Raw genomic sequence first — 23846 nt, 5'->3', positions numbered from 1 at the left:
ATCCAGCAATTTCGATAGATTCCGAAGGCATAATGAATTCCGCAATAAGACGGAATTTGATATGAATCTGCATCAGTTCAAGTTTGTTCAGGAAGCCGTGCGGCGCAACCTGAACCTCACGGAGGCGGCCAAGGCGCTCCACACTTCGCAGCCCGGCGTTTCCAAGGCCATCATCGAGCTCGAGGAAGAACTGGGCGTTGAAATCTTCGCGCGCCATGGCAAACGCCTGAAGCGCGTGACCGAGCCGGGCCAGCACGTCATCGCCAGCATCGAACTCATCATGCGCGAGGTGGGCAACCTCAAGCGCATCGGCGAACAGTTCAGCGCGCAGGACAGCGGCACCCTCTCCATCGCCACAACCCACACCCAGGCGCGCTACGTGCTGCCGGTACCCGTGGCCAATCTGCGCGAGGCGTACCCCAAAGTCAACGTGAGCCTGCACCAGGGCTCGCCCGACCAGGTGGCGCGGATGGTGATCGACGAGATCGCCGAGATCGGCATCGCCACCGAATCGCTCGACGGCTACGCCGAGCTCGTGACCCTGCCCTGCTATGAATGGCAGCACGTGCTGGTGCTGCCCAAGGACCATCCGCTGGCCGCCAAGGAGCGCATCTCGCTCGAAGACCTGGCGAGCGAGCCCATCATCACGTACCACCCGTCGTTCACCGGACGCACGCGCATCGACCATGCGTTCGCGCAAAAGAAGCTCACGCCGCGCATCGCGCTCGAAGCCATCGACTCCGACGTGATCAAGACCTACGTGCGCCTTGGCCTGGGCGTGGGCATCGTGGCCGAGATGGCCGTGCGCGACGAATCGAACGCCGACCTCGTGGTGCGCCCGATGGGGCATGTGTTCGGCCAGAATATCGCGCGGGTCGCGTTCAAGCGCAGCGCCTACCTGCGCAACTTCGTCTTCAAGTTCGCCGAACTGCTGTCCGACCGGCTCGACCGCAACCTGATCGCCAAGGCCCTGAGCGGCCATCAACAAGACTACGAACTATGAGCACAGCTCAATCCCCACGCACGCCCGACATCGTCACCAAGCTGCCGGCTGTAGGCACCACCATCTTCACGGTGATGTCGGCACTGGCCGCCGAGAAGAACGCCGTCAACCTCGGCCAAGGCTTTCCGGATTTCAACTGCGATCCGAAGCTGCTCGAAGACGTGACGGCCGCCATGGCCGCGGGCCACAACCAGTACCCGCCGATGCCCGGCATTCCGGCGCTGCGCGACGCCATCGCCGCGAAGATCTCGGCGCTGTACGGCCACAGCTACAGCGCGGCCAGCGAGATCACCGTCACCGCCGGCGCCACGCAGGCCATCATCACGGCCGTCCTGGCCGTGGTGCGGCCGGGCGACGAAGTGATCGTGCTCGAACCCTGCTACGACAGCTACGTGCCCAACATCGAACTGGCCGGCGGCAGCGTGGTGCGCGTGCCGCTCGTGCCCGGCACCTTCCGCCCCGACTTCGGCAAGATCGCCGCCGCGCTCACGCCGCGCACGCGCGCCATCATCATCAACACGCCGCACAACCCGAGCGCAACGATCTGGACTGCTGCCGAGATGCGCCAACTCGAAGAACTGCTCGCGCCGACCGACGTGTTCGTGATCAGCGACGAGGTCTACGAGCACATGGTCTACGACGGCGCCCGCCACGAAAGCGTGGCGCGCTTCCCGGGCCTGGCCGCGCGCAGCTTCATCGTGAGCAGCTTCGGCAAGACCTACCACGTCACCGGCTGGAAGGTCGGCTTCGTGGCTGCGCCGGCCCCGCTGATGGCCGAATTCCGCAAGGTGCACCAGTTCAACGTGTTCACCGTGAACACGCCGATGCAGCATGCGCTCGCACAGTACATGGCCGAGCCGAAGCCGTACCTCGAACTGCCGGCCTTCTACCAGCGCAAGCGCGACCTGTTCGCCGCCGGCCTGGCCGAGAAGACGCGCTTCAAGCTGCTGCGCAGCGAAGGCAGCTATTTCCAGTGCGTCGACATCTCGGCGGTGAGCGACTTGTCCGAAGCCGAGTTCTGCCTGTGGCTCACGCGCGAGATCGGCGTGGCGGCGATCCCGCTGTCGGCCTTCTACGGCAACGGCTTCGACCAGCGCGTGGTGCGCTTCTGCTTCGCCAAGAAGGACGAGACGCTGCTCGCCGCGCTGGAGCGGCTCGCCAGGCTCTGAGGACGCCTCCTCCATCGCTTGCAGATACACCGGGCAAAACGCCGACGCGCGCGGTAGGACTGTCCTGACCACCGAAGGGGCGGCTCTCCGGCGCCGCGGCGCCGCGGGGATGACCAGCATCGGGGTTCGTTACCACAACGTCCCAGGAGCAAACCATGTCCCTCTCGTTCATTCTGCTGATCGTCCTGATCCTGCTGCTGATCGGCGCGCTGCCAAGCTGGGGCTACAGCCGGTCCTGGGGCTACGGGCCCAGCGGTGGCCTCGGCCTCGTGCTCGTGATCGTTGTCGTCCTCGTGCTCATGGGGCGCATATGACCGGGCGGCGGCACTCTGTGCCGCCTTTAGCGAAGAGCCCGCCCCTTTTCGGCGGGCTTTTTTATGCCTGCAACTGAGCCCAGGCCTTGTCGAGCCGCTTCACGCTCACTGGTTGCGGCGTGCGCAGTTCCTGTGCGAAGAAGCTTACGCGCAGCTCTTCGAGCAGCCAGCGGAATTCGAGCATGCGCTCATCCACCACGCCCTTGCGCTCGGCCACCAGGCGCCAGTAGCGTTGCTCCTGCGGCTTCAGTTCGGCGAGCTTCGCGGCGTCACGCGCCGGGTCCGCGCGCAGCTTGTCGAGCCGCAGCACGATGGCCTTGAGGTAGCGCGCGAAATGCTGCAACTGCGTCCACGGTGCGTCGGCGATGAAGCGCTTGCCGACGAGGCGCTGCAGCTGCTGCGCGGCGTCCTGCACGGCATCGGGCTGGATCTTCGTGTCCTTGATCTTGCGCGCGGCCGCCGCGTATTCGACGAGGATGGCCGACGCGAGCCGGGCCACCTCGTTGGCGATCAGCGTGAGCCGGCCGCGGCCCTCGTCCAGCCGGCGCTTGAACGCAAACTCGTCGGTCGGCAGCGGCTCCTGCAGGAAGGCACGGTCGATCGCCACGTCGATGATCTGCGTGCGCAGTTCCTCGGAAGTGCCAAGCGGCATGAACGCGACCGACATCTTCTGCAAATCGGGGATGTTCTTCTCGAGGTACTTGAGCGCATCCTTCAGCTGCAGCGCGAACAGGCGGCGCAGGCCGGCGCGGTGCTTGGCGGCGGCCACGGCGGGCTCGTCGAATACCTCGATGGTCACGGCGTCGCCCTCGTCGCGCAGCGCCGGAAAACCGATCAGCGATTGCGAGCCGCGGCGCACTTCCATCAGTTCGGGCAACTCGCCGAAAGTCCAGGCCGTGTAGCGCTGGCCGGCGGGTAGTGCGGCGGCCGCAGGAGCGTTGGCGGCTTTCGCGGGCGCCTTCGAGCCTTCGTCCGTCGCCGTCTTCTTCTCCGGCGACGCCTTCACATTCAGCCCCGCCAGCGCCTGGAACGCGCCACGCGCCTGCGCACCGAGCTCGGCCTTCAGCGCACCCAGGTTGCGCCCCATGCCCAGCTGCCGCCCATGCTCGTCGATCACGCGCAGGTTCATGAACAGGTGCGGCGGCAGCATGTCGAGCTTGAAGTCGGCGCGCTTGACGTCGATGCTGGTCATGTCGCGCACGCGCTTGAGCAGCACGTCGGTCAACGAGCCAGAGCCGAACAGCTCGGGTGCCGACAGTTCTTCCGCCAGCTTCGAAGCCGACTCGGGGAGCGGCACCAGCCGCGAGCGCGGGCGCTGCGGCAGGCTCTTGAGCAGCGCCTGGATCTTGTCCTTGAGCATGCCCGTCACGAGCCATTCGCAACGTTCTTCGCTCACCTGGTTGAGTACGAACAGCGGCACGCTGACGGTGAGGCCGTCCTTCGCGTCGCCGGGCTCGTGCAGGTAGGTCGCAGCACAGTCCACGCCGCCCAGCCGCAGCGTGGCCGGGAAAGACTGCGTCGTGATGCCGGCCGCCTGGTGGCGCATCAGCTCGTCGCGCGTCAGGAACAGCAGGCGCGGCTGCTCCTTCGAGGCATGGCGGTGCCAGTTCTCGAAGGTGATGCCGCTGGCCACGTCGGCGGGCAACTGCGCGTCGTAGAAGGAGAAAATCAGCTCGTCGTCGACCAGTACGTCCTGCCGGCGCGACTTGTGCTCCAGCCCTTCGACCTCGCGCACCAGCTTGCGGTTGGCCTGAAGGAACGCGAACTTCGTTTCCCACTGCCCGGCGACCAGCGCCTCGCGGATGAAGATCTCGCGCGCCGCGACCGGATCGACCTTGGTGAAGTCGACGCGCCGCCCGCTGTACACGACCAGCCCGTACAACGTTGCGCGCTCCAGAGCCGACACCTGCGCGCCCTTCTTCTCCCAGTGCGGGTCGAGCAATTGCTTCTTCAGCAGATGCCCCGCCACCTGTTCGAGCCACTGCGGCTCGATGTTGGCGATGCCGCGCCCGAAGAGCCGTGTGGTCTCGACCAGTTCGGCTGCGACGATCCAGCGGCCGGGCTTCTTCTTCAGGTGCGCGCCCGGATGCTTGTAGAACTTGATGCCGCGCGCGCCGAGATATGCCTCGTCGTCTTCGAGCTTCCAGCCGACGTTGCCGAGCAGGCCGGCGAGCATCGACAGGTGCAGCGGCTCGTAGCCAGCGGGCTCGGCGTTGAGGCGCCACTTGTGCTCGGTGACCACCGTGAGCAGCTGCGAGTGGATGTCGCGCCACTCGCGCACGCGGCGGATGTTGATGAAGTTCTGCCGCAGCAACTGCTCGTACTGACGGTTGCTGAGCTTGTGCGTGTCGCCATGGCCGCCGCGCGCATCGGCAATCCACTTCCACAGCCGCAGGTAGCCGCTGAACTCGCTCTTCTCGTCATCGAACTTCGAATGCGCCTGGTCGGCCTGCTGCTGCGCCTCCATCGGGCGGTCGCGCACGTCCTGCACGCTGAGGGCGGATGCGATGACAAGCACTTCTTCGAGCGCGCCGCGCGAGCGGGCTTCGAGGATCATCCGGCCCACGCGCGGGTCGAGCGGCAGCCGCGACAGCTCGGCGCCGGTGTGCGTGAGTTCATTGGCGTCGTCGACTGCGCCCAACTCATTGAGCAGTTGGTAGCCATCGGCAATCGCACGCGGCGACGGCGCTTCGAGGAATGGAAAGCGCGCCACGTCGCCCAGGCGCAGCGACTTCATCCGCAGGATCACGCCCGCGAGCGAGGAACGCAGGATTTCCGGATCGGTGAAGCGCGGCCTGCCTTCGAAATCCTTTTCGTCGTACAGCCGGATGCAGATGCCGTTCGCGACCCGCCCGCATCGGCCCGCGCGCTGGTTGGCCGCGGCCTGGCTGATCGGCTCGACCAGCAACTGCTCGACCTTGCTGCGGAAGCTGTAGCGCTTGACGCGCGCCGTGCCGGTGTCGATCACGTAGCGGATGCCCGGCACGGTGAGCGAGGTCTCGGCCACATTGGTGGCGAGCACGATGCGCCGGCCTGTGTGGCCGTCGAAGATGCGGTCCTGCTCGGGACCCGAGAGGCGCGCGAACAGCGGCAGCACCTCGGCGTTGCGCAATAGCGGCTGATGGCTCAGGTGGCGGCGCAGGTGGTCGGCCGCTTCGCGGATCTCGCGCTCGCCGGGCAGGAAGACGAGGATGTCGCCCGCGTTGTGCGGGTCGCGCCAGAGTTCGTCGACACCATCGGCGATCGCATCGTTCAGGTCGTGTTCGCGCGATTCCTCGAACGGGCGGTAGCGCTGCTCCACCGGGAAGGTGCGGCCGGAGACATAGATGATCGGCGCCGGCCCGTTCCTGGACGCGAAGTGCTGTGCGAAGCGGTCGGCATCGATGGTGGCCGAGGTGACGATCACCTTCAGGTCGGGACGGCGCGGAAGAATCTCGCGCAGGTAGCCCAGCAGGAAGTCGATGTTCAGCGAGCGCTCGTGGGCCTCGTCGATGATCAGCGTGTCGTAGGCCTTCAGCAGCGGATCGGTCTGCGTTTCGGCCAGCAAGATGCCGTCGGTCATCAGCTTGACCGAGGCGTCGCGGCTCAGCCGGTCCTGGAAGCGCACCTTGAAGCCGACCACGTCGCCCAGCGGCGTCTTCAGCTCCTCGGCGATGCGCTTGGCCACCGAGCTCGCGGCAATGCGGCGTGGCTGCGTGTGGCCGATGAGCCGGCCCTTGCCTGACTCGGCGTTGAGCTTGCCCCGACCCAGCGCGAGTGCAATCTTCGGCAGCTGCGTGGTCTTGCCCGAGCCCGTTTCGCCGCAGACGATAACGACCTGGTGCGCCGAGATGGCGGCCATGATTTCGTCGCGCCTGCTCGAGACAGGGAGCGATTCGGGAAATTCGATGCGAAGAGGTGTCGTGGTCGTCAAGGGAAGGCAGTCGTCGGGCTGGCGCGGCGGGCAAACCGTCGATTATCGGTGCGCACGGCGGTTGTTGCAGGGCGCCTCGTCCATCACGGACAAGTACCGCAAGGCACGCTCGCGGCCCGCGTGCTGCGGGCGATCGCCTGAATCGCCCGAGTCAGGCAAACGACGCTTCATGAATGCACAATCACGCCCCATGTCCACCGTTTTCAACTTCACCTTCGTGCCCTGGTTCCGCTCGGTCGCGCCCTACATCCACACGCACCGCGGCAAGACCTTCGTGGTCGCCCTGGCGGGCGAGGCGATCGCGGCGGGCAAGCTGCAGAACATCGCGCAAGACCTGGCGCTGATCCAAAGCATGGGCGTGAAGATCGTGCTGGTGCACGGCTTCCGGCCGCAGGTCAATGAGCAGCTCGCGGCCAAGGGGCACGAAGCGAAGTACTCGCACGGCATCCGCATCACCGACGAAGTGGCGCTCGACTCCGCGCAGGAAGCCGCGGGACAACTGCGCTACGAGATCGAGGCCGCCTTCAGCCAGGGCCTGCCGAACACGCCGATGGCGGGCTCGACGGTGCGGGTGATCTCGGGCAACTTCATCACCGCGCGGCCCGTGGGCGTAGTCGACGGGGTGGACTTCAAGCATTCGGGCCTGGTGCGCAAGGTCGACTCGGCCGGCATCCGCCGCACGCTCGATTTCGGTGCGATGGTGCTGATGTCGCCCTTCGGCTTCTCGCCCACCGGCGAGGCTTTCAACCTGACGATGGAAGAGGTGGCCACCAGCGTCGCCATCTCGATCCAGGCCGACAAGCTGATCTTCCTGACCGAGATCCCGGGCATCCGCATCGACAGCGAGTTGCCCGAGAGCGAGGACAACCCGATCGACACCGAGCTGCCGCTGGACGCCGCAGAAAAACTGCTCGCCTCGCTGCCACCGCCGCAGAAGCCGACGGACACGGCTTTCTACCTGCAGCACTGCGTGAAGGCCTGCAAGGCCGGCGTGGAGCGCAACCACATCCTGCCCTTCGCGCTCGACGGCTCGCTGCTGCTCGAGGTGTACGTGCACGACGGCGTCGGCACGATGGTGATCGACGAAAAGCTCGAGAGCCTGCGCGAAGCCTCGGTGGACGACATTGGCGGCATCCTTCAGCTGATCGAACCCTTCGAGCGCGACGGCACGCTCGTGAAGCGCGACCGCACCGAGATCGAGCGCGACGTGGGCCACTACACGGTGATCGAGCACGACGGCGTGATCTTCGGCTGCGCGGCGCTCTATCCATACCCCGAGGCGCGCACCGCCGAGATGGCCGCGCTCACGGTGTCGCCGCAATCGCAGTCGCAGGGCGACGGCGAACGCATCCTCAAGCGTGTCGAACACCGCGCCAAGGCCATGGGCCTGGACAGCATCTTCGTGCTCACCACGCGCACCATGCACTGGTTCCTCAAGCGCGGCTTCCAGCAGGTCAACCCCGACTGGCTGCCCGAGGCGCGCAAGCGCAAGTACAACTGGGACCGCAAGAGCCAGGTATTGGTCAAGAAAATCTGACGAAGGAGAACCAGATGACGCTCGCCACCGCCCTGCTCTTCGCCATCGTGGCCTTCGCGGCCATCGCCACGCCCGGCCCCACGGTGTTGCTGGCGCTGAGCAACGGCTCGCGCCACGGCGTACGGCGAGCCTTGCCGGGCATGCTCGGCGCGGTGCTGTCGGACTTCGTGCTGGTCGGCGCCGTGGCGCTCGGCCTTGGCGCGCTGCTGGCCGCGTCGGAGTTCTGGTTCTCGATGCTGAAGTGGGTGGGCGCGGCCTACCTGGCATGGCTCGGCCTGCGCATGCTGCGCTCCAAGGGCGGCGGCTTTCATCTGCCTGCCGTCGACGGCGCGCCGTCGACCACGGCGGGCGAGAGCAAGCGCATCTTCTTCAAGTCCTTCCTCGTGGCAGTGACCAACCCCAAGGGCTACATCTTCTGCTCGGCGCTGTTGCCGCAGTTCATCGACCCCTCGGCCGCGCAGGCGCCGCAGTACCTGGCCATTGCCCTGATCTTCGCGGGCCTGGACATGGCGGTGATGCTGGCCTACGCCTTCGTCGGCGCCCGCGCGATCCGGCTGCTGACCGTGTCGGCCACGCGCTGGATTGACCGCGCCTGCGGCGGCATGCTGCTGGCGCTGGCCGGCTCGCTGGCCTTCTACCGGCGCAGCGCGGCCTGACGACGACACCTGTCGCCGGCCAGTAGCCGCTTCGCCAGGAGCGGTAACAGGTGTCACCGATAATCCCGGGCATGAATCCCCTGCTTTCCCGGTTGCAACCCTATCCCTTCGAGCGGCTGAAGCAACTGTTCGCGGGCGTCACGCCCAATCCCGAGTTTTCCGCCATCAGCCTGGGCATCGGCGAACCCAAGCACGCCACGCCGGGCTTCATCAAGGACGCCTTGAGCGCGAGCCTCGGCGCTCTGGCCGCCTACCCCGCGACCGCCGGCGACGTGGCGCTGCGCACCGCCTTCACCGACTGGCTGAAAACCCGCTACAGCCTCGCCCTCGACCCGGCCACGCAGGTGCTGCCCGTCAACGGCTCGCGCGAGGCGCTGTTCTCGCTGGCCCAGACCGTCGTCGACCCGACCGCCTCGCCGCAGCCGGTGGTGATGTCGCCCAACCCTTTCTATCAAATCTACGAGGGTGCGGCCCTGCTCTCGGGCGCCGAGCCGTACTACGTGGCCAGCGTGCCCGCGCGCAATTTCGCGGTCGATTGGGACAGCGTGCCCGAGGACGTCTGGGCCCGTACCCAACTGGTGTTCGTCTGCTCGCCGGGCAACCCGACGGGTGCCGTGATGTCGCTGGACGAGTGGAAGAAGCTCTTCGCGCTGTCGGACCACCACGGCTTCGTGATCGCCGCCGACGAGTGCTACAGCGAAATCTACTTCCGCGACGAGCCCCCGCTCAGCGGCCTCGAAGCCTCGGTGAAGCTCGGGCGGCCCGACTTCAGGAACCTGATCGCGCTGACCTCGCTGTCCAAGCGCAGCAATGTGCCCGGCCTGCGCAGCGGCTTCGTGGCGGGCGACGCGTCCATCATCAAGAAGTTCTTGCTCTACCGCACCTACCACGGCAGCGCCATGAGCGGCACCGTGGCCGCGGCCAGCATCGCGGCCTGGGGCGACGAATCCCATGTGGTCGACAACCGCGCCCAGTACCGCGCCAAGTTCGCAGCCGTCACGCCGCTGCTCGAACCCGTGCTCGACGTGCGCCTGCCCGACGCCAGTTTCTACCTCTGGGCCGGCGTGCCCGAAGTGTGGGCTGGCGACGACGAAGCCTTCGCCCGCGCGCTCTACGCTCAATACAATGTGACGGTTTTGCCGGGCAGCTATCTGGCGCGCCATACGACATACGGGGCGCACAGCGCCAACCCCGGCCGGGGCCGCATCCGCATGGCGCTGGTGGCCGGAACGGCCGAGTGCGTCGAGGCCGCCGGGCGCATCGTCCGCTTCTGCAACGAGACCGCGGACGGCCGCCGCTGAACCGCTTTCCCGCCCCCATTTTTCACCCGAGACTTTCTTCATGACCCAGCAACTGCAACAAATCATCGACGCCGCGTGGGAAGACCGCGCCAACATCTCGCCCTCCGCCTCGTCGGCCGAAGTGCGCGATGCCGTCGAGCACGTCATCACCGAACTCAACAACGGCAAGCTGCGCGTGGCCACCCGTGAAAGCGTGGGCAAGTGGACCGTGCACCAGTGGATCAAGAAGGCCGTGCTGCTGTCGTTCCGCCTGAAGGACAACGAGCAGATGCAGGCCGGCTCGCTCGGCTTCTACGACAAGGTGCCGACCAAGTTCTCGCACCTGTCGGCCAACGAGCTGAAGGAATCGGGCGTTCGCATCGTGCCGCCGGCCGTAGCCCGCCGCGGCAGCTACATCGCCAAGGGCGCGATCCTGATGCCCTCTTACGTGAACATCGGCGCCTACGTGGGCGAAGGCACCATGGTCGACACCTGGGCCACCGTGGGTTCGTGCGCGCAGATCGGCGCCAACGTGCACCTGTCGGGCGGCGTCGGCATCGGCGGCGTGCTCGAGCCGCTGCAGGCCGGCCCCACCATCATCGAAGACAACTGCTTCATCGGCGCGCGCTCCGAAGTGGTCGAAGGCGTGGTGATCGAGGAGAACTCGGTGCTCGGCATGGGCGTGTACATCGGCCAGAGCACCCCGATCTTCAACCGGGACACCGGAGAGACCTTCTACGGCCGCGTGCCGTCCGGCAGCGTCGTCATCAGCGGCAACCTGCCCAAGAAGACCAAGTCGGGCCAGGACTACAGCACCTACGCCGCGATCATCGTCAAGACGGTCGATGCGCAAACGCGCTCCAAGACCAGCTTGAACGACCTGCTGCGCGACTGATCCGCCCCCTGCTTTTGTCACGTTAGAAAACAACAGACCCGAGGAGAGAGACCGATGAACATGATGGAGCGGATTCTTCGTTTGATGGCCGAGCGCAAGGCCTCCGACATCTACCTCTCGGCCCACTCCCCGGTGCTGATCCGCATCAACGGCATCTGCGTGCCGATCAACGCGCAAGTGCTGCCGGCCACCGCGCCGCTTGCGCTGCTGTCCGAGGTGGTGCCCCCCGCCCGCATCCAGGAGCTGGAAAGCACGGGCGAACTCAACATGGCCGTCGCCCTCGAAGGCGCCGGCAACTACCGCATCAGCGCCATGCGCCAGCGTGGCACCTACGCGGTGGTGGTACGGCACATCGCCTCGACGATTCCGAGCTTTGCCGACCTGAACCTGCCCGACATCCTCAAGACGCTCATCATGGACAAGCGCGGGCTGATCCTGATGGTGGGCGCCACCGGCGCCGGCAAGACCACCACGCTGGCCTCGATGCTCGACTACCGCAACGAGCACGCCAGCGGCCACATCCTGACGGTGGAGGAACCCATCGAGTTCACCTACACCAACAAGAAATCGGTGGTGAACCAGCGCGACGTGGGCAGCGACACCACCTCGCTGCAGATGGCGCTGAAGAACGCGCTGCGCCAGGCGCCCGACGTGATCCAGATCGGCGAAATCCGCGACCGCGACACCATGACCGCCGCCATCGCCTACGCGCAGTCGGGCCACCTGTGCGTGGCCACGCTGCACGCCAACAACAGCTACCGCGCGCTGAACCGCATCCTGAGCTTCTTCCCGGTCGAGGTTCGGCCCACGCTCCTGGGCGACCTGGGCGGCGCGCTGCGCGCCATCGTGTCGCAGCGCCTGCTGCGCACGCCGGCCGGCGGCCGCGTGCCGGCGCTCGAAGTCATGCTCAACACCGCGCTGGTGGCCGAGCTGATCGAAAAGGGCGACTTCTCGGGCGTCAAGGAAGCCATGGAAAAGTCGATGGCCGAAGGCTCGCAGACCTTCGAGGAAGACATCGCCCGCCTCATCACCGAAGAGCGCGTCACGCGCGAGGAAGGCCTGTCGCACGCCGATTCGCCCACCAACCTGATGTGGCGCCTGCAGAACCGCGCCGCACCCAAGCAGCAGGTGGACGATCGCCACCTGACCGACCAAGTCGACGAACCCACCTTCACCGACATCACGCTCGACGTCAAATTCTGACTCTCCCCCAGGCTTCGCGCACTTCGTGTCGCTTCGCCAACCCCCTCGCCGGGGGCAACACCTGCGGCCCGGCAAAACCGGTTCCGCGGTGTTCCTGGAAGAGTCACCCTCCATTCCTGTGCCATGTCCCGTACGCTCCAGCTCGCCGAACAACTCATCTCGCGCCCCTCCGTCACCCCTGAAGACGCGGGCTGCCAACAGATCCTCGGCGAGCGGCTGGCGCCACTGGGCTTCACCCTGGAAACCATCGAGAGCGGCCCGGCCGACTTTCGGGTGACCAACCTCTGGGCGGTGCGCCGTCCCACCAACGCGGCTGCGACCAAGACGCTGGTATTCGCCGGCCACACCGACGTGGTGCCCACCGGCCCTGTCGAGCAATGGACCAGCCACCCTTTTACTCCCACGCATCGCGACGGCAAGCTCTACGGCCGTGGCGCCTGCGACATGAAGACCTCGGTGGCCGCCTTCGTGACCTCGATCGAGGAATTCCTGCAGGCCGTGCCCGACCCGCAGCTCACGCTCGCGTTGCTGCTCACCAGCGATGAGGAAGGCCCCGGCGTCGACGGCACCGTCATCGTCTGCAACGCGCTGGCCGCGCGCGGCGAAGTCATCGACTACTGCATCGTCGGCGAGCCCACGGCGGTGGAGCGCTGCGGCGACATGATCAAGAACGGCCGCCGCGGCACCATGAGCGGCAAGCTCACCGTCAAGGGCGTGCAGGGACACATCGCCTATCCGCACCTGGCGAAGAACCCCGTGCATTCGGTGGCGCCCGCGCTGGCCGAACTGGTGGCCATCAACACCGCCGGTGGCTGGGACACCGCGAGCAACCCCTACTTCCAGCCCACCAGCTGGCAGATCAGCAATTTCCATTCGGGCACCGGCGCAAGCAACGTGATTCCGGGCAGTGCGGTGATCGACTTCAACTTCCGCTTCTCGACCGAATCGACGCCCGAATCGCTGCAGCAGCGCGTGCACGCCGTGCTCGATGCGCACGGCGTCGACTACACGCTGGCCTGGACCATCGGCGGACTGCCCTTCCTGACGACGCCCGGCGAACTGGTCGCGGCCGTGCAGGGCGCGATCCGCGCAGAGACCGGCATCGAAACCGAGCTGTCGACCAGCGGCGGCACCAGCGACGCGCGCTTCATCGCCAAGATCTGCAGGCAGGTGGTCGAGCTCGGCCCTGTGAACGCCAGCATCCACAAGATCGACGAGCACATCGACGTGGCCGAGATCGAGACGCTGAAGAACATCTACCTGCGCACGCTGAAGCAGCTCAATGCTGCACTCGCGGCATGAGCACCGTCATCGAGCTGATCGAGTCGGGCGCCAAGCGGCTCGAGGAAGCCGGCGTGGCTTTTGGCCACGGCACCGCCAACGCCTTCGACGAAGCCGCCTGGCTCGTGCTGTGGCGCCTGAAGCTGCCGCTGGACGATCTCGACAACGTCGCTGACACGCCCGTGTCACCCGCAGAAGCCGGCAAGGCCGCCGCGCTGATCGAAGAACGTATCGCCACGCGCAAGCCCGCCGCCTACCTCACGAAAGAGGCGTGGCTGCAGGGCGTGCCCTTCTACGTGGACGAGCGCGCCATCGTGCCGCGCAGCTTCATCGCCGAGCTGATCGCCGACGGTTCCATCGACTACTGGCTCGGCGAGCACACGCGGCGCGTGCTCGACCTGTGCACCGGCAATGGCAGCCTCGCGGTGCTCGCGGCGCTGACGTACCCGGAAGTGACGGTGGATGCGGCCGACCTGTCGGCCGAGGCGCTCGAAGTGGCGGCCATCAACGTCACGCGCCACGAGCTGGACGCGCGCGTCACGCTCATCGAATCGGACGGCCTGGCGAACGCGCCCGGCCCGTACGACCTCGTGCTGTGCAATCCACCCTACGTGAACAGTGCCAGCATGGCCGCCCTGCCCGCCGAATACCGTGCCGAGCCCGAGCTCGCACTGGCCGGCGGCACCGACGGCATGGATTTCGTGCGCCAGCTGTTCGCCGACGCGCCTTCCCGCATGAGCGAGCGCGCCGTGCTGGTGCTGGAAATCGGCAACGAGCGCGATTATTTCGAGGCCGCCTTTCCGCAGCTCGAGGTCGTCTGGCTCGAAACCTCCGCAGGCGAGGACCAGGTCTTGCTGGTCACACGGGATGCGCTGCTGAAATCGGACTTCCGGACGCAGAAGTAATACAAAACCATTTTTGGTTTTCCTTTTGCGCCCTCTGCGAAACCTTCGCGTCCTCTGCGTCCGGTAACCCGCATTCGCGGCCCCCTTCTGCCCACCCGGGATAATCCCGGCCTAGGCCCATTTTCATGATCACTCTCAAAAACGTCATTCTTCGCCGCAGCGCCAAGGTTCTGCTCGACGGCGCCACCGTCACCCTCAACCCCGGCGAGAAGGTCGGACTGGTGGGGCGCAACGGCGCCGGCAAGTCGACCCTGTTCGCCTTGCTCAACGGCACGCTGCACGAAGACGGCGGCGACTTCTCGGTGCCCAAACACTGGCGCATGGCCCAGGTGGCGCAGAACATGCCTGAAACCGAGGAGTCGGCCACCGACTTCGTGGTGGGCGGCGACACCCGCCTGACCGAGCTGCGCGAGTCGCTGGCCGCCATCGAGGCCGCCTACACCGAGAACCCCGACGACGCCGACATCGGCATGGAACTGGCCCACGCCTACACCGACCTGGCCGACGCCGGCGAGCATGACGCCGTGCCGCGCGCGCAGGCGCTCATCCTGGGCCTGGGCTTCAAGTCGCACGAGCTCGACGAGCCCGTCAACAGCTTCTCGGGCGGCTGGCGCATGCGCCTGCAGCTGGCCCGCGCGCTGATGTGCCCGAGCGACCTGCTGCTGCTCGACGAACCGACCAACCACCTGGACCTGGACGCCCTCGTTTGGCTCGAAGCCTGGCTGCAGAAGTACCCGGGCACCATGATCGTCATCAGCCACGACCGCGAGTTTCTCGACGCCGTGACCGACGTCACCCTGCACATCGCCAACGCCCAGCTCACGCGCTACGGCGGCAACTACAGCAAGTTCGAGGACATGCGCGCGCTGCAGATGGAGCAGCAGCAGGTGGCCTTCAGCAAGCAGCAGGACAAGATCGCCCACCTGCAGAAGTTCATCGACCGCTTCAAGGCCAAGGCCAGCAAGGCCAAGCAGGCGCAAAGCCGCGTCAAGGCGCTGGAGCGCATGGAGCGGGTGGCGCCGCTCCTGGCCGAGGCCGACTTCACCTTCGAGTTCAAGGAGCCTGGCAACATCCCCAATCCGATGCTGTCGATCAGCAACGCGAGCTTCGGATATGAAATCGAGAACGAAGCGCCCAAGACCATCCTGCGCGGCGTGAGCCGATCGGTGCTGGCGGGCCAGCGCATCGGCATCCTGGGCGCCAACGGCCAGGGCAAGTCGACGCTGGTGAAGACCATCGCGCGCGAGATGGGCGCGCTGGCCGGCCAGGTCACCGAGGGCAAGGGCCTGAACATCGGCTACTTCGCGCAGCAGGAACTCGACGTGCTGCGCCCGCAGGACACCCCGCTCGAGCACATGGTGCGCATGGCGCGCGAGCTCGGCAGCAGCGTCAAGGAAGCCACCGGCGAACAGGCCCTTCGCGGCTTCCTCGGCAGCTTCAATTTCAGCGGCGACATGGTCAAGCAGCCCGTGGGCACCATGAGCGGCGGCGAAAAGGCCCGCCTCGTGCTCGCGATGATGGTGTGGCAGCGCCCCAACCTGCTGCTGCTCGACGAGCCCACCAACCACCTGGACCTGGCCACCCGCGAGGCCCTGGCCGTGGCGCTCAACGAGTTCGAAGGCACGCTGATGCTCGTGAGCCACGACCGTGCGTTGCTGCGTTCGGTGTGCGACGAGTTCTGGCTGGTGGGCCGCGGCGTGGTCGGCGACTTCGACGGCGACCTCGACGACTACCAGCGCTACCTGCTCGACGAGGCCAAGCGCCTGCGCGAAGAAGCCAAGATGGCGACGCGCGAAGCCGTCAGTATCGCCGCGGCTGCTGTAGCTGCCGCACCGGTGGCGGCGCCCGCCGCTGCGCAGCAGCGCAAGCAGGACGCCCAGGAGCGCCAGCAGCGCAGCGACCAGGCCAAGCCGATCAAGCGCGAGATCGCGCAGATCGACGAACGCATGGCCACCGCCGGCACCGAGCGCACAGCGCTCGAAGCGCGCCTGGCACAGCCGCTGCCTCCTGCCGAGATCGCCGAAGCGGGCAAGCGGCTGAAGGCCCTCAACGATGAAATCGGCCGCCTCGAAGAGCGCTGGCTGGCCCTGTCGGACCAGCTCGAAGCCCTGGCGGCCTGACCCAGAGCCAGGCAAGGGGAATCACCGGATGCCGTCCGCCATAGACCTGGCCCGGGGTGACGAGAAACTCATCGCCGCCGTGCGGCGCAGCCGCCGGCTCATCACCCGCAAGGCTCTGATGGCGGCTGCCGCCAGCGCCGTGCCCCTGCCCGGCATCGACTGGATGGCCGATGCCGCGCTGCTCTCGCGGCTGGTACCGCAGATCAGCGCCGAGTTCGGCCTCTCGGTCACCGAGGTCGAAAAGCTCGCGCCGCATCAGCGCGAGCGCATCCAGAAGGCAGCGACCACCGTCGGCGCCCTGCTGGTCGGCCGGCTCGTCACGCGCGACCTGCTGATCCGGCTGGCCAGGCACGCGGGCGTGCGCCTTACCGCCAAGCAGGCAACCAAGTACGTGCCCATCGCCGGGCAGATCGTGTCGGCCGCGCTCGGCTATGCGGCCCTGCGCGCGCTCGGCGAGCAGCACATCAAGGACTGCGTGCGCGTCAGCACGACCCTCGCTCTCGCGCCGCCCGAACCGCACGCGAACGCCTGAGCGCCTCGCAGTCGAACAGCACCTGCGCCGCCCAGCCTGCACACACCAGCCCGAAGCAACCGCCCCCCGCGATGGCGGGGCGCGCCGCCACCAGCCCGACGATCAGCCCCGCAAGGGACAGCAGCGCCAGCAGCGCGCACAGCGCCCGATCCAGCCAAAGGCCCGACAGGAATCGTCTGAGCACGGCTTACTCATCGGCCGACGGTTGGCGCAAGGCCCGTGGCGCAGATTTGAGCGCCTCTTCCCGCACCTGCTGTTCGTAGGCAGCCAGCAGTGCAACGTAGTGGCGCGACATCACGTCGCTCACCCGCCCCAGGCCGATCTTGCTGACCGTCGGCTGCGGAATGCCGGTTCTCTGTTCGATCTGCTTCTGCGTGAGCCCCATGGCCCTCAGCGCCAGCACCAACTCGCGTGGCTTCATGATTTTTCTCCCTTTTTCTCATATTTTAGAGTCCAGAAAGAATATTCATTTGAGCTTAAATCCCGCTCGATGGAGACCATTGCCACACGCGCCTTGGCCGCGCGCAAATTCGCCAAGATGACGCAGAAGCAGGCAGAGGCAGCTTCCGGCGTCAAGCAGTCCAGCATTTCCAAGATCGAGCGGGGAGACACCAGCCGATCGATGAGCGTGCTAGCGCTGGCGCGCGCCTACCGTGCCGACCCCAACTGGCTGGACACCGGCGACGGGCCGGCTCCATGGGACGAAGACCAGACCCGCCAGGCCCGCGACAAGGCCAACGAACCGTCCGGCCCCTATCGCGTGGCGCGCACTCCCCCGTCGATCCCGTCGTTCAATCCCCGCACTCCCGGTACCGTCCCGCTCATCGCATGGGCGGACGCCGCCAACTGGGACAGCCTGGAAGTTTCGCAGCAGCCCAGTGCCGAGCGCTGGATTCCCTGCATCGCCCATCACAGCCTTCATACCTATGCGCTGCGCGTGCGCGGCGACAGCATGACCGCGCCCAGCGGCCATCTGAAGAGCTATCCGGCGGAGTCGATCGTGTTTATCGACACACAGTTGAAGACACCCGATGACGGCGAACGCATCATCGCGAAGCTCGACGACAGCGGCGAGATCACCTTCAAGGTGTTCAAGGAAGACGACGGGCGCCGCTGGCTGCTGCCGTTGAACCCGACGCACGAGCCGGTGCGCCAAGCCTTCACCGTGCTCGGCACCGTCATCGGCAAATGGGAGGACGAAGACTGAGGCCGTTGAAACGGGATTCCATCAAGGTCAGCTTCCATGCAGGTTCACAGGCGATAGTCATGGCTCTCCCTGTGGCCTGCATTCTCTGATCCTCCCTCCTCCAGCAGGTCACCTTCCAGCCCGCCTTCGTGCGGGCTGTTTTTTTTGTTTGTTCCAGGTGCGCGCGCTTCGTGTTACCTCGCCGGGCAACTTTGAACGCCGCAAATAAAAAAGGCCGCTGGAAGGCGGCCTTGATCAACGTGTTTTCAGAGGAGAAGGGTTCTGGTAGGACGTACTGGATTCGAACCAGTGACCAACGGATTAAAAGTCCGCTGCTCTACCAACTGAGCTAACGTCCCGGAACCATTTTTTTCTTCTAGCCGGCGTCGAATCCGGCAAAGCCTAAGATTATAGCGTGACGTTTGAGGCAATTTGGTCGAGAACCCAACCTGCTGCACATTGACCGAAGGTCGCGGTGACGCTGACCACCGATCCGTAGCCATGGCAGTTGAGCGAGCCGTCGCCTTCGATGGCGCATGACGCATCGGGCGGCGCCACGCTTTCGCGGCTGAAGACGCAGGCGATGCCGATCTTGCGGCCTTCGCGCGGCGCGCCGTGTTCCTTGCGCAGGCGCTGGCGCAATTGCGCCAGCAACGGGTCGTGCGTGACGAGCGACAGGTCGTCGATGTCGACCTTGTGCGCCTGCCGCTTGCCACCCGCCGCGCCCACCGTGACGAACGCAGCGCGCGATGAAGAAGAAGATGCACGCGCCCACGCCGCCATGGCCACCTTGGCCTTCACCTGGTCGCAGGCATCGATGACGGCCGCAGCCGGCCCGTTTGCTTGCTGCGCCGCATCGAGCAGCGAGGTCCAATTGCCGGGCTCGACGAAATCGTCGATCGCCTGCACCTTGCATCCGGGGTTGATCTGCGCGATGCGGTCGCGCATGGCTTCGACCTTGGCTTGTCCCACGGTGGCATCGAGCGCATGGATCTGGCGGTTGATGTTCGACTCCGACACGTGGTCGAGGTCGATCATCGTCAGCCGCCCCACCCCGCTGCGCGCCAGCGCCTCGACCGCCCACGAACCCACGCCGCCAATGCCGACGACCAGCACATGCGCGTTGCGGATGCGCGCGGCACCGGCAACGCCGTACAGCCGCTCGAGCCCGCCAAAGCGGCGCGCAAGATCGGGCGCCGCGGTGTCGGTGAGGACATCCACGGCGGCGGGAGGAGTGGTGAACGCGTCGATGACGATGGCGCTCAAGCGCAAGGCTCCGCCGGCATCAACGCAGGCGCGAGAGGCGCTCGCGGCCGGCCTGTGCGGCTTCGGACTGCGGATAGGCCTTGGTCAGGTCTTCCAGCGTGCGGCGCGCGGCGCGCGTGTCCTTCAGCTCGATCTGGCAGTTCGCGATCGACAGCACGGCCTCGGGGGCCTTGGCATGGTCGGGCGCGAGCGAGAGCATGGAGCGGAAGTTCGCGATGGCCTCGTTGTAATTGCGCGTGGCGTACTGCGCATTGCCGAGCCAGAACAGCGCAGAAGCGTTGTAGCCGCTTTGCGGGTAGCGCTTGACGAATTCGGCGAACGCGGTCTGCGCCTGCGCGAACTGGCCCGAGCGGAACACGCCGAGGGCGGCGTCGAAGTCGGCCTTTTCCTTGGGATCGGCGGTGAACTCGCGGCCGTCCACCGATACCTTCGAGGGCTCGCTCTGCTTGAGCTTGTCGTCGATGGTGGTCTGGCGCGACTGCATCTCGCTCAGCGTGCGCGTGAGCTGCTCGTTCTGGCCGGTCATGCGGGCGAGGTCGCCACGCATCTGCTCGATCTGGTTCTGCAGGTCGAGCAGGCTGCGGCGCAACTGGCCGTTTTCGTCGGTCAGCCGCTGGTCGGTCTGCTGGCGCATGGCCTCGACGCGCTGGCGCAGATCGAGGATGGCGCGGCGAGCCTCGTCATCCTCGAACAATGCGGCCTGCGACCCCACCGAGATGCAAAGCAAGGCGGCGGCCATCGCCGCGCCTCGCATGAGAGCGCGTGGCATCACCGGGTGTAGCGGAGTTCGGCGCGGCGGTTCTGTGCCCATGCTTCCTCACCCGAGCCCGGGACTGCAGGCTTTTCCTTGCCGAAGCTGACGGCCTCGATCTGGCCGTCGCTGACGCCCAGCAGGGTCAGCGCGCGGCGGACGGCTTCGGAACGCTTCTGGCCGAGCGCCAGGTTGTACTCGCGGCCACCGCGCTCGTCGGTGTGGCCTTCGATCGAGACGCGGCGCTGCGGATTGGCCTTGAGGAACCTGGCGTGGCCGTCGATCAGCGACTGGAATTCGGGCTTGACGGTGTAGCTGTCATAGTCGAAATAGACGATGCGCGCCACGCCAACCGGGCCCTGCGTGGTGCCGGCATTCGGATCGGCATTGACTGGCGTCACGGTGCTGGCACCGCCGCCCTGCTGGCCCGCGGTGCCGCGCCCGTCGGTCACGGGCGTGTCGGTGAGCTTGGTGCCCGACGAGCAACCGGCGATGAGAGCCACGATGGCCAGCGAATAAATCGTACGTTTCAACATTTTTTCAAACTCCTCAAATAAACCTTGGTCATTGCTTTTGAAACGGACCCCAGTCCGGTTCCCTGATGTCTCCCGCCTGTCCCGCAAGCCGTGCCTTTATTTTTCCATCGAGCGTGGTCGTCATGAGCGCTTCGCGGCCTTGCAGGTGCGTTGCGTAGACGATCAGCTTGCTGTTCGGGGCAAAGCTTGGACTTTCGTCCGCGGAGGTGTCGGTGATCGCGCTGACGTTGCCGGTTGCCAACTCCATCACATGGAGTTTGAAGGCACCGCCCACGCGAGAGATGTAGGCCAACCACCGGCCATCGCCGCTGACAGACGGAGAGATGTTGTAGGTGCCGCTGAAGGTCACCCGCGTCGGGTTGCCGCCGCTGGCGCTCATCTTGTAGATCTGGGGCGCACCGCCGCGGTCGCTCACGAAATAGATGGTGCCGCCGTCGGCCGAGTACGCAGGCTCGGTGTCGATGCTGGCGCTTTGCGTCAGGCGACGCGGTTCGCCGCCGCCGGCCGGGATGGAAAACAGCTGCGAGCCGCCGTCGCGGCTGAGCGTCACGGCGAGCGAATTGCCGTCGGGCGCCCAGGCCGGCGCGCTGTTGGAGCCCTTGAAGTTCGCGAGCAGCCGACGCTGGCCGCTGGCCACGTTGTGCACGTACACGACCGGCTTGCGCGATTCGAATGACACGTAAGCCAGCTGTTGGCCATTGGATGACCAGCAGGGCGAGATGATGGGTTCGGGGCTGGCGAGCGCGGCCTGTGCGTTCTCGCCGTCGGCATCGGCCACCCACAGCGAGTAGCGGCTGCCGCCCTTTGTGACATAGGCGATGCGGGTCGAGAAAATGCCTTTCTCGCCCGTCAGCTTCTCATAGACGTAGTCGGCGATGCGGTGCGAGGCAAGGCGCAGGTCGCCTTGCGGCACGGTGTAGCTCTGGCCGCCGAGGTCCTGCCCCTTCACCACGTCCCACAGGCGGAACTTCACGTCGAAGCGGCCGTCGCCCAGCCGGCTGACGCTGCCCACCACGAGCGAGTCGGCGGTGCGCTGGCGCCACAGCGACAGGTCGGGACGGGAGGCTTCGTCCAGCGCCTGGCCCGAGGCATCGACGCCGCGGAACTGGCCGCTGCGTTCGAGGTCGGCCTGGACGATGTCCGAGATCTTCTGGGGCGAGCCTTCCTGGCCCTTGAAAGGAACGAGCGCGATCGGCAGCTGCGTGAGCCCGACGCCCGACACCTCGACCCGGAACTGGGCCAGTGCAGGAATCATGGGAGTGGCAGCGAGGGCCGCAATGAGACTGCGGCGTGCAAAAAGTGATGAAGAAGGAGTTGGAATTGGAGCTGGCAACGGCTTGTTCATGCGATTCGGAGAGGTTTCCGGGTAAAAAGTTCTCCCCGGCTTTATCGGGCCACATGTTACACACTGGCCTGGGAGCGCCGTCACAAAACGTTTATCGAGCGGCGCGGTCCTACAGAAGCACCCGCGGCAGGCCCCGAACGAGGGCCCCCGTAGAATCCGCCGCCATGCAAGCATCCCCCGGCGGCGAGAACGCCCGCCCTCCCCTGATGCGCCGTCTGGCGCGACTCATGACCTGGTTTGGCGGCTCTCGCCAATGGTGGGCCCTCGGACTGAGTGGGGCGATGCTGGCTGCAATCACCGAACCACTGATGGCCGCCCTGCTAAAGCCGTTGCTCGATCGCGGCTTCACGCGCGGCGAGATGCCGCTGTGGTTCGTGCCTGCCGCCGTGCTGCTGCTGTTCGCGGTGCGCGGCATCGCCCAGTTCATCTCCCAATACGCGCTGTCGCGCATCGCCAATGAAGGCATGCAGAAGCTGCGGCGGGTGCTGTTCGAGCACCTGCTCGGCGCCGAACTCGCGCTGTTCGCGCGCCAATCGGCCAGCACCCTGTCGAACACGGTGGTCTACGAAGTGCAGACCGGCGCAATGCTGCTGGTGCAAGCGCTGCTCGGGCTCTCGCGTGACGGCTTCACGCTGATCGCGCTACTGGGCTATCTGGTCTACCTGAACTGGAAGCTCACCCTGATCGTCGCATTCCTCGTGCCCAGCATCTCCTGGATCATGAAGGTGTTCTCCAAGCGGCTGTACCGTCTCACCCAGCAAGGCCAGCAGGCCACCGACGAACTGGCATACGTGGTCGAGGAGAACGTGCTCGCCCACCGCGTGGTGCGCCTGCACGGCGCGGAAGGCGCGCAAGGCCACCGCTTCGAACAGCTGAGCCAGCGCCTGAACCGCCTGGCCGTGAAGTCGACCATCGCGCAGGCAGCCACCACGCCGCTCACGCAGATGATGGCGTCGCTCGCGCTGTCGGTGGTAGTGATGATCGCGCTCTGGCAAAGCGGCAAGCAGGGCTTCACGGTGGGTGGCTTCGTTGCCTACATCACGGCCATGCTGATGCTGATTGCGCCGATCCGGCGCCTCGCCGAAGTGGCCGGCCCGATCACGCGCGGCCTCGCCGCACTGGAGCGCGGGCTGCTCCTGATCGACGACGTGGCACCCGAGTCGCAGGGCACGTTCCAAGTCGAACATGCAGAAGGACGCATCGAGCTGCGCAACGTGCAGGTCAGCTACCGAGGCGAGGACGAACAACGCGCGCTCGACGGCGTGAGCCTGACCATCGAGCCCGGCCAGGTGGTCGCATTCGTCGGCCCCTCGGGTTCGGGCAAGACCACGCTGGTCAACCTTCTGCCCCGCTTCGTGCAGCCCAGCGGCGGCCAGGTGCTGCTCGATGGGCACGACACCAGCGAATGGCAGCTGAAAAGCCTGCGCGCGCAGTTCGCCATGGTGAGCCAGGACGTCGTGATGCTCAACGAGACGCTGGCGGCGAACGTGGCGCTGGGCGCAGAGATCGACCGCGAGCGCGTGCTGCAGTGCATCGCAGCGGCCAATCTCAGTGCGCATGTCGAAAGCCTGCCCCAGGGCATGGACACAGTGCTCGGCCACAACGCCACGCAGCTGTCGGGCGGCCAGCGCCAGCGCCTCGCCATTGCCCGCGCGCTGTACAAGAACGCCCCCGTGCTGTTACTCGACGAGGCCACCTCGGCCCTCGACACCGAGTCCGAGCGGCTTGTGCAGGACGCCCTGCAGCGCCTGATGCAGAACCGCACGACGCTGATCGTGGCCCACCGCCTCTCGACAATCCAGCACGCAGACCGGATCATCGTGATGGAGCAAGGCCGCATCGCAGAGCAAGGCAGTCACGCACAGCTCATGGCGCTGGACGGGCTCTATGCGCGGCTGCAGACGCTGGCCGTTCGCAGTGCCACGCCGGGGCAGGACCCGACGCTCTGAGCCTC

At 66.4% G+C, this 23846-nt stretch carries 21 protein-coding genes and 1 tRNA gene; 14 read left to right on the top strand and 8 right to left on the bottom strand.

Translation table 11 applies throughout. The features are described from left to right. Positions 1–61 precede the first annotated feature (61 nt). From ASC92_RS17905 to ASC92_RS28125, 3 genes are all read left to right on the top strand, one after another. Positions 62–1003, top strand: coding sequence for a CysB family HTH-type transcriptional regulator (locus tag ASC92_RS17905; protein WP_007832298.1), 942 nt, complete (start codon positions 62–64; stop codon positions 1001–1003). Further along, positions 1000–2172 carry a pyridoxal phosphate-dependent aminotransferase gene (locus tag ASC92_RS17900; protein ID WP_056518342.1) on the top strand — a complete coding sequence of 391 codons (1173 nt, stop codon included), beginning with the start codon at positions 1000–1002 and terminating at the stop codon, positions 2170–2172. Before ASC92_RS17905 ends, ASC92_RS17900 begins: the two co-directional genes overlap by 4 nt. Positions 2173–2327: 155 nt before the next feature. Beyond that, a complete protein-coding gene (locus ASC92_RS28125) occupies positions 2328–2486 on the top strand; it encodes a DUF3309 family protein (protein ID WP_082519629.1) in 159 nt (52 codons plus the stop codon). Positions 2487–2547: 61 nt separating this feature from the next. On the opposite strand, the gene hrpA is transcribed toward ASC92_RS28125, so the two are convergent. Then, positions 2548–6327: an ATP-dependent RNA helicase HrpA gene (gene hrpA, locus ASC92_RS17895; protein ID WP_235505869.1), complete on the bottom strand. Its 3780-nt coding sequence runs from the start codon at positions 6325–6327 to the stop codon at positions 2548–2550. Positions 6328–6589: 262 nt separating this feature from the next. On the opposite strand from hrpA, the gene argA reads away from it, so the two are divergent. The 9 genes from argA (at position 6590) to ASC92_RS17850 (ending at position 16808) form a co-directional block, all read left to right on the top strand. After that, positions 6590–7936, top strand: a complete 1347-nt coding sequence (gene argA / locus ASC92_RS17890) for an amino-acid N-acetyltransferase (RefSeq protein WP_007832305.1) — start codon at positions 6590–6592, stop codon at positions 7934–7936. Between the two features lie 14 nt (positions 7937–7950). After that, entirely contained in the window at positions 7951–8592 is a 642-nt protein-coding gene (locus ASC92_RS17885; protein ID WP_056518338.1) for a LysE family translocator, read from the top strand. 71 nt (positions 8593–8663) lie between these two features. Then, entirely contained in the window at positions 8664–9893 is a 1230-nt protein-coding gene (dapC, locus tag ASC92_RS17880; RefSeq protein ID WP_056518336.1) for a succinyldiaminopimelate transaminase, read from the top strand. Between the two features lie 40 nt (positions 9894–9933). Further along, positions 9934–10767 carry a 2,3,4,5-tetrahydropyridine-2,6-dicarboxylate N-succinyltransferase gene (gene dapD / locus ASC92_RS17875; protein ID WP_056518334.1) on the top strand — a complete coding sequence of 278 codons (834 nt, stop codon included), beginning with the start codon at positions 9934–9936 and terminating at the stop codon, positions 10765–10767. Between the two features lie 54 nt (positions 10768–10821). After that, complete coding sequence (locus ASC92_RS17870; protein WP_056518331.1) at positions 10822–11970, top strand: PilT/PilU family type 4a pilus ATPase; 1149 nt, start codon at positions 10822–10824, stop codon at positions 11968–11970. Between the two features lie 123 nt (positions 11971–12093). Continuing rightward, complete coding sequence (gene dapE, locus ASC92_RS17865) at positions 12094–13272, top strand: succinyl-diaminopimelate desuccinylase (protein ID WP_056518329.1); 1179 nt, start codon at positions 12094–12096, stop codon at positions 13270–13272. Beyond that, positions 13269–14156, top strand: coding sequence for a 50S ribosomal protein L3 N(5)-glutamine methyltransferase (gene prmB, locus ASC92_RS17860; protein WP_056518327.1), 888 nt, complete (start codon positions 13269–13271; stop codon positions 14154–14156). Before dapE ends, prmB begins: the two co-directional genes overlap by 4 nt. A gap of 125 nt (positions 14157–14281) precedes the next feature. Continuing rightward, a complete protein-coding gene (locus ASC92_RS17855) occupies positions 14282–16276 on the top strand; it encodes an ABC-F family ATP-binding cassette domain-containing protein (protein WP_056518325.1) in 1995 nt (664 codons plus the stop codon). Positions 16277–16304: 28 nt separating this feature from the next. Next, a complete protein-coding gene (locus ASC92_RS17850) occupies positions 16305–16808 on the top strand; it encodes a hypothetical protein (RefSeq protein WP_056518322.1) in 504 nt (167 codons plus the stop codon). Here ASC92_RS17850 and ASC92_RS28660 read toward each other — a convergent pair. Together ASC92_RS28660 and ASC92_RS17845 are read right to left on the bottom strand one after the other, a co-directional pair. Further along, the gene (locus ASC92_RS28660; protein WP_157609077.1) at positions 16759–16992 is read right to left on the bottom strand and encodes a hypothetical protein; all 234 of its coding nucleotides are present in this window, start codon (positions 16990–16992) and stop codon (positions 16759–16761) included. The two genes, ASC92_RS17850 and ASC92_RS28660, sit on opposite strands and share 50 nt — an antisense overlap. Positions 16993–16995: 3 nt before the next feature. Then, the gene (locus ASC92_RS17845; RefSeq protein ID WP_056518320.1) at positions 16996–17229 is read right to left on the bottom strand and encodes an XRE family transcriptional regulator; all 234 of its coding nucleotides are present in this window, start codon (positions 17227–17229) and stop codon (positions 16996–16998) included. A gap of 69 nt (positions 17230–17298) precedes the next feature. Here ASC92_RS17845 and ASC92_RS17840 point away from each other — a divergent pair, with 69 nt between their 5' ends. Then, positions 17299–18015, top strand: coding sequence for a helix-turn-helix domain-containing protein (locus ASC92_RS17840; RefSeq protein ID WP_082519627.1), 717 nt, complete (start codon positions 17299–17301; stop codon positions 18013–18015). A gap of 262 nt (positions 18016–18277) precedes the next feature. On the opposite strand, the gene ASC92_RS17835 is transcribed toward ASC92_RS17840, so the two are convergent. The 5 genes from ASC92_RS17835 to tolB all read right to left on the bottom strand — a co-directional run bounded on the left by ASC92_RS17835 (position 18278) and on the right by tolB (position 21802). Beyond that, a tRNA-Lys gene (locus ASC92_RS17835) sits at positions 18278–18353 on the bottom strand. Between the two features lie 49 nt (positions 18354–18402). Continuing rightward, positions 18403–19260, bottom strand: a complete 858-nt coding sequence (locus tag ASC92_RS17830) for a ThiF family adenylyltransferase (RefSeq protein ID WP_056518318.1) — start codon at positions 19258–19260, stop codon at positions 18403–18405. A 19-nt stretch (positions 19261–19279) separates the two neighbouring features. Beyond that, entirely contained in the window at positions 19280–20029 is a 750-nt protein-coding gene (ybgF, locus tag ASC92_RS17825; protein WP_056518316.1) for a tol-pal system protein YbgF, read from the bottom strand. Further along, positions 20029–20547 carry a peptidoglycan-associated lipoprotein Pal gene (gene pal / locus ASC92_RS17820; RefSeq protein WP_056518314.1) on the bottom strand — a complete coding sequence of 173 codons (519 nt, stop codon included), beginning with the start codon at positions 20545–20547 and terminating at the stop codon, positions 20029–20031. Before pal ends, ybgF begins: the two co-directional genes overlap by 1 nt. 28 nt (positions 20548–20575) lie before the next feature. Then, positions 20576–21802, bottom strand: coding sequence for a Tol-Pal system beta propeller repeat protein TolB (tolB, locus tag ASC92_RS17815; RefSeq protein ID WP_056518311.1), 1227 nt, complete (start codon positions 21800–21802; stop codon positions 20576–20578). 254 nt (positions 21803–22056) lie between these two features. Here tolB and msbA point away from each other — a divergent pair, with 254 nt between their 5' ends. Next, complete coding sequence (gene msbA, locus ASC92_RS17810) at positions 22057–23841, top strand: lipid A export permease/ATP-binding protein MsbA (RefSeq protein WP_056518310.1); 1785 nt, start codon at positions 22057–22059, stop codon at positions 23839–23841. The last annotated feature ends 5 nt before the right edge of the window (positions 23842–23846 follow it).

Origin of the sequence: Variovorax sp. Root411, from assembly GCF_001425205.1 — a bacterium.
Classification (GTDB): domain Bacteria; phylum Pseudomonadota; class Gammaproteobacteria; order Burkholderiales; family Burkholderiaceae_C; genus Variovorax.
The sequence above is the reverse complement of the archived record's forward strand: the minus strand, read 5'-3'. Positions and strand labels throughout refer to the sequence as shown.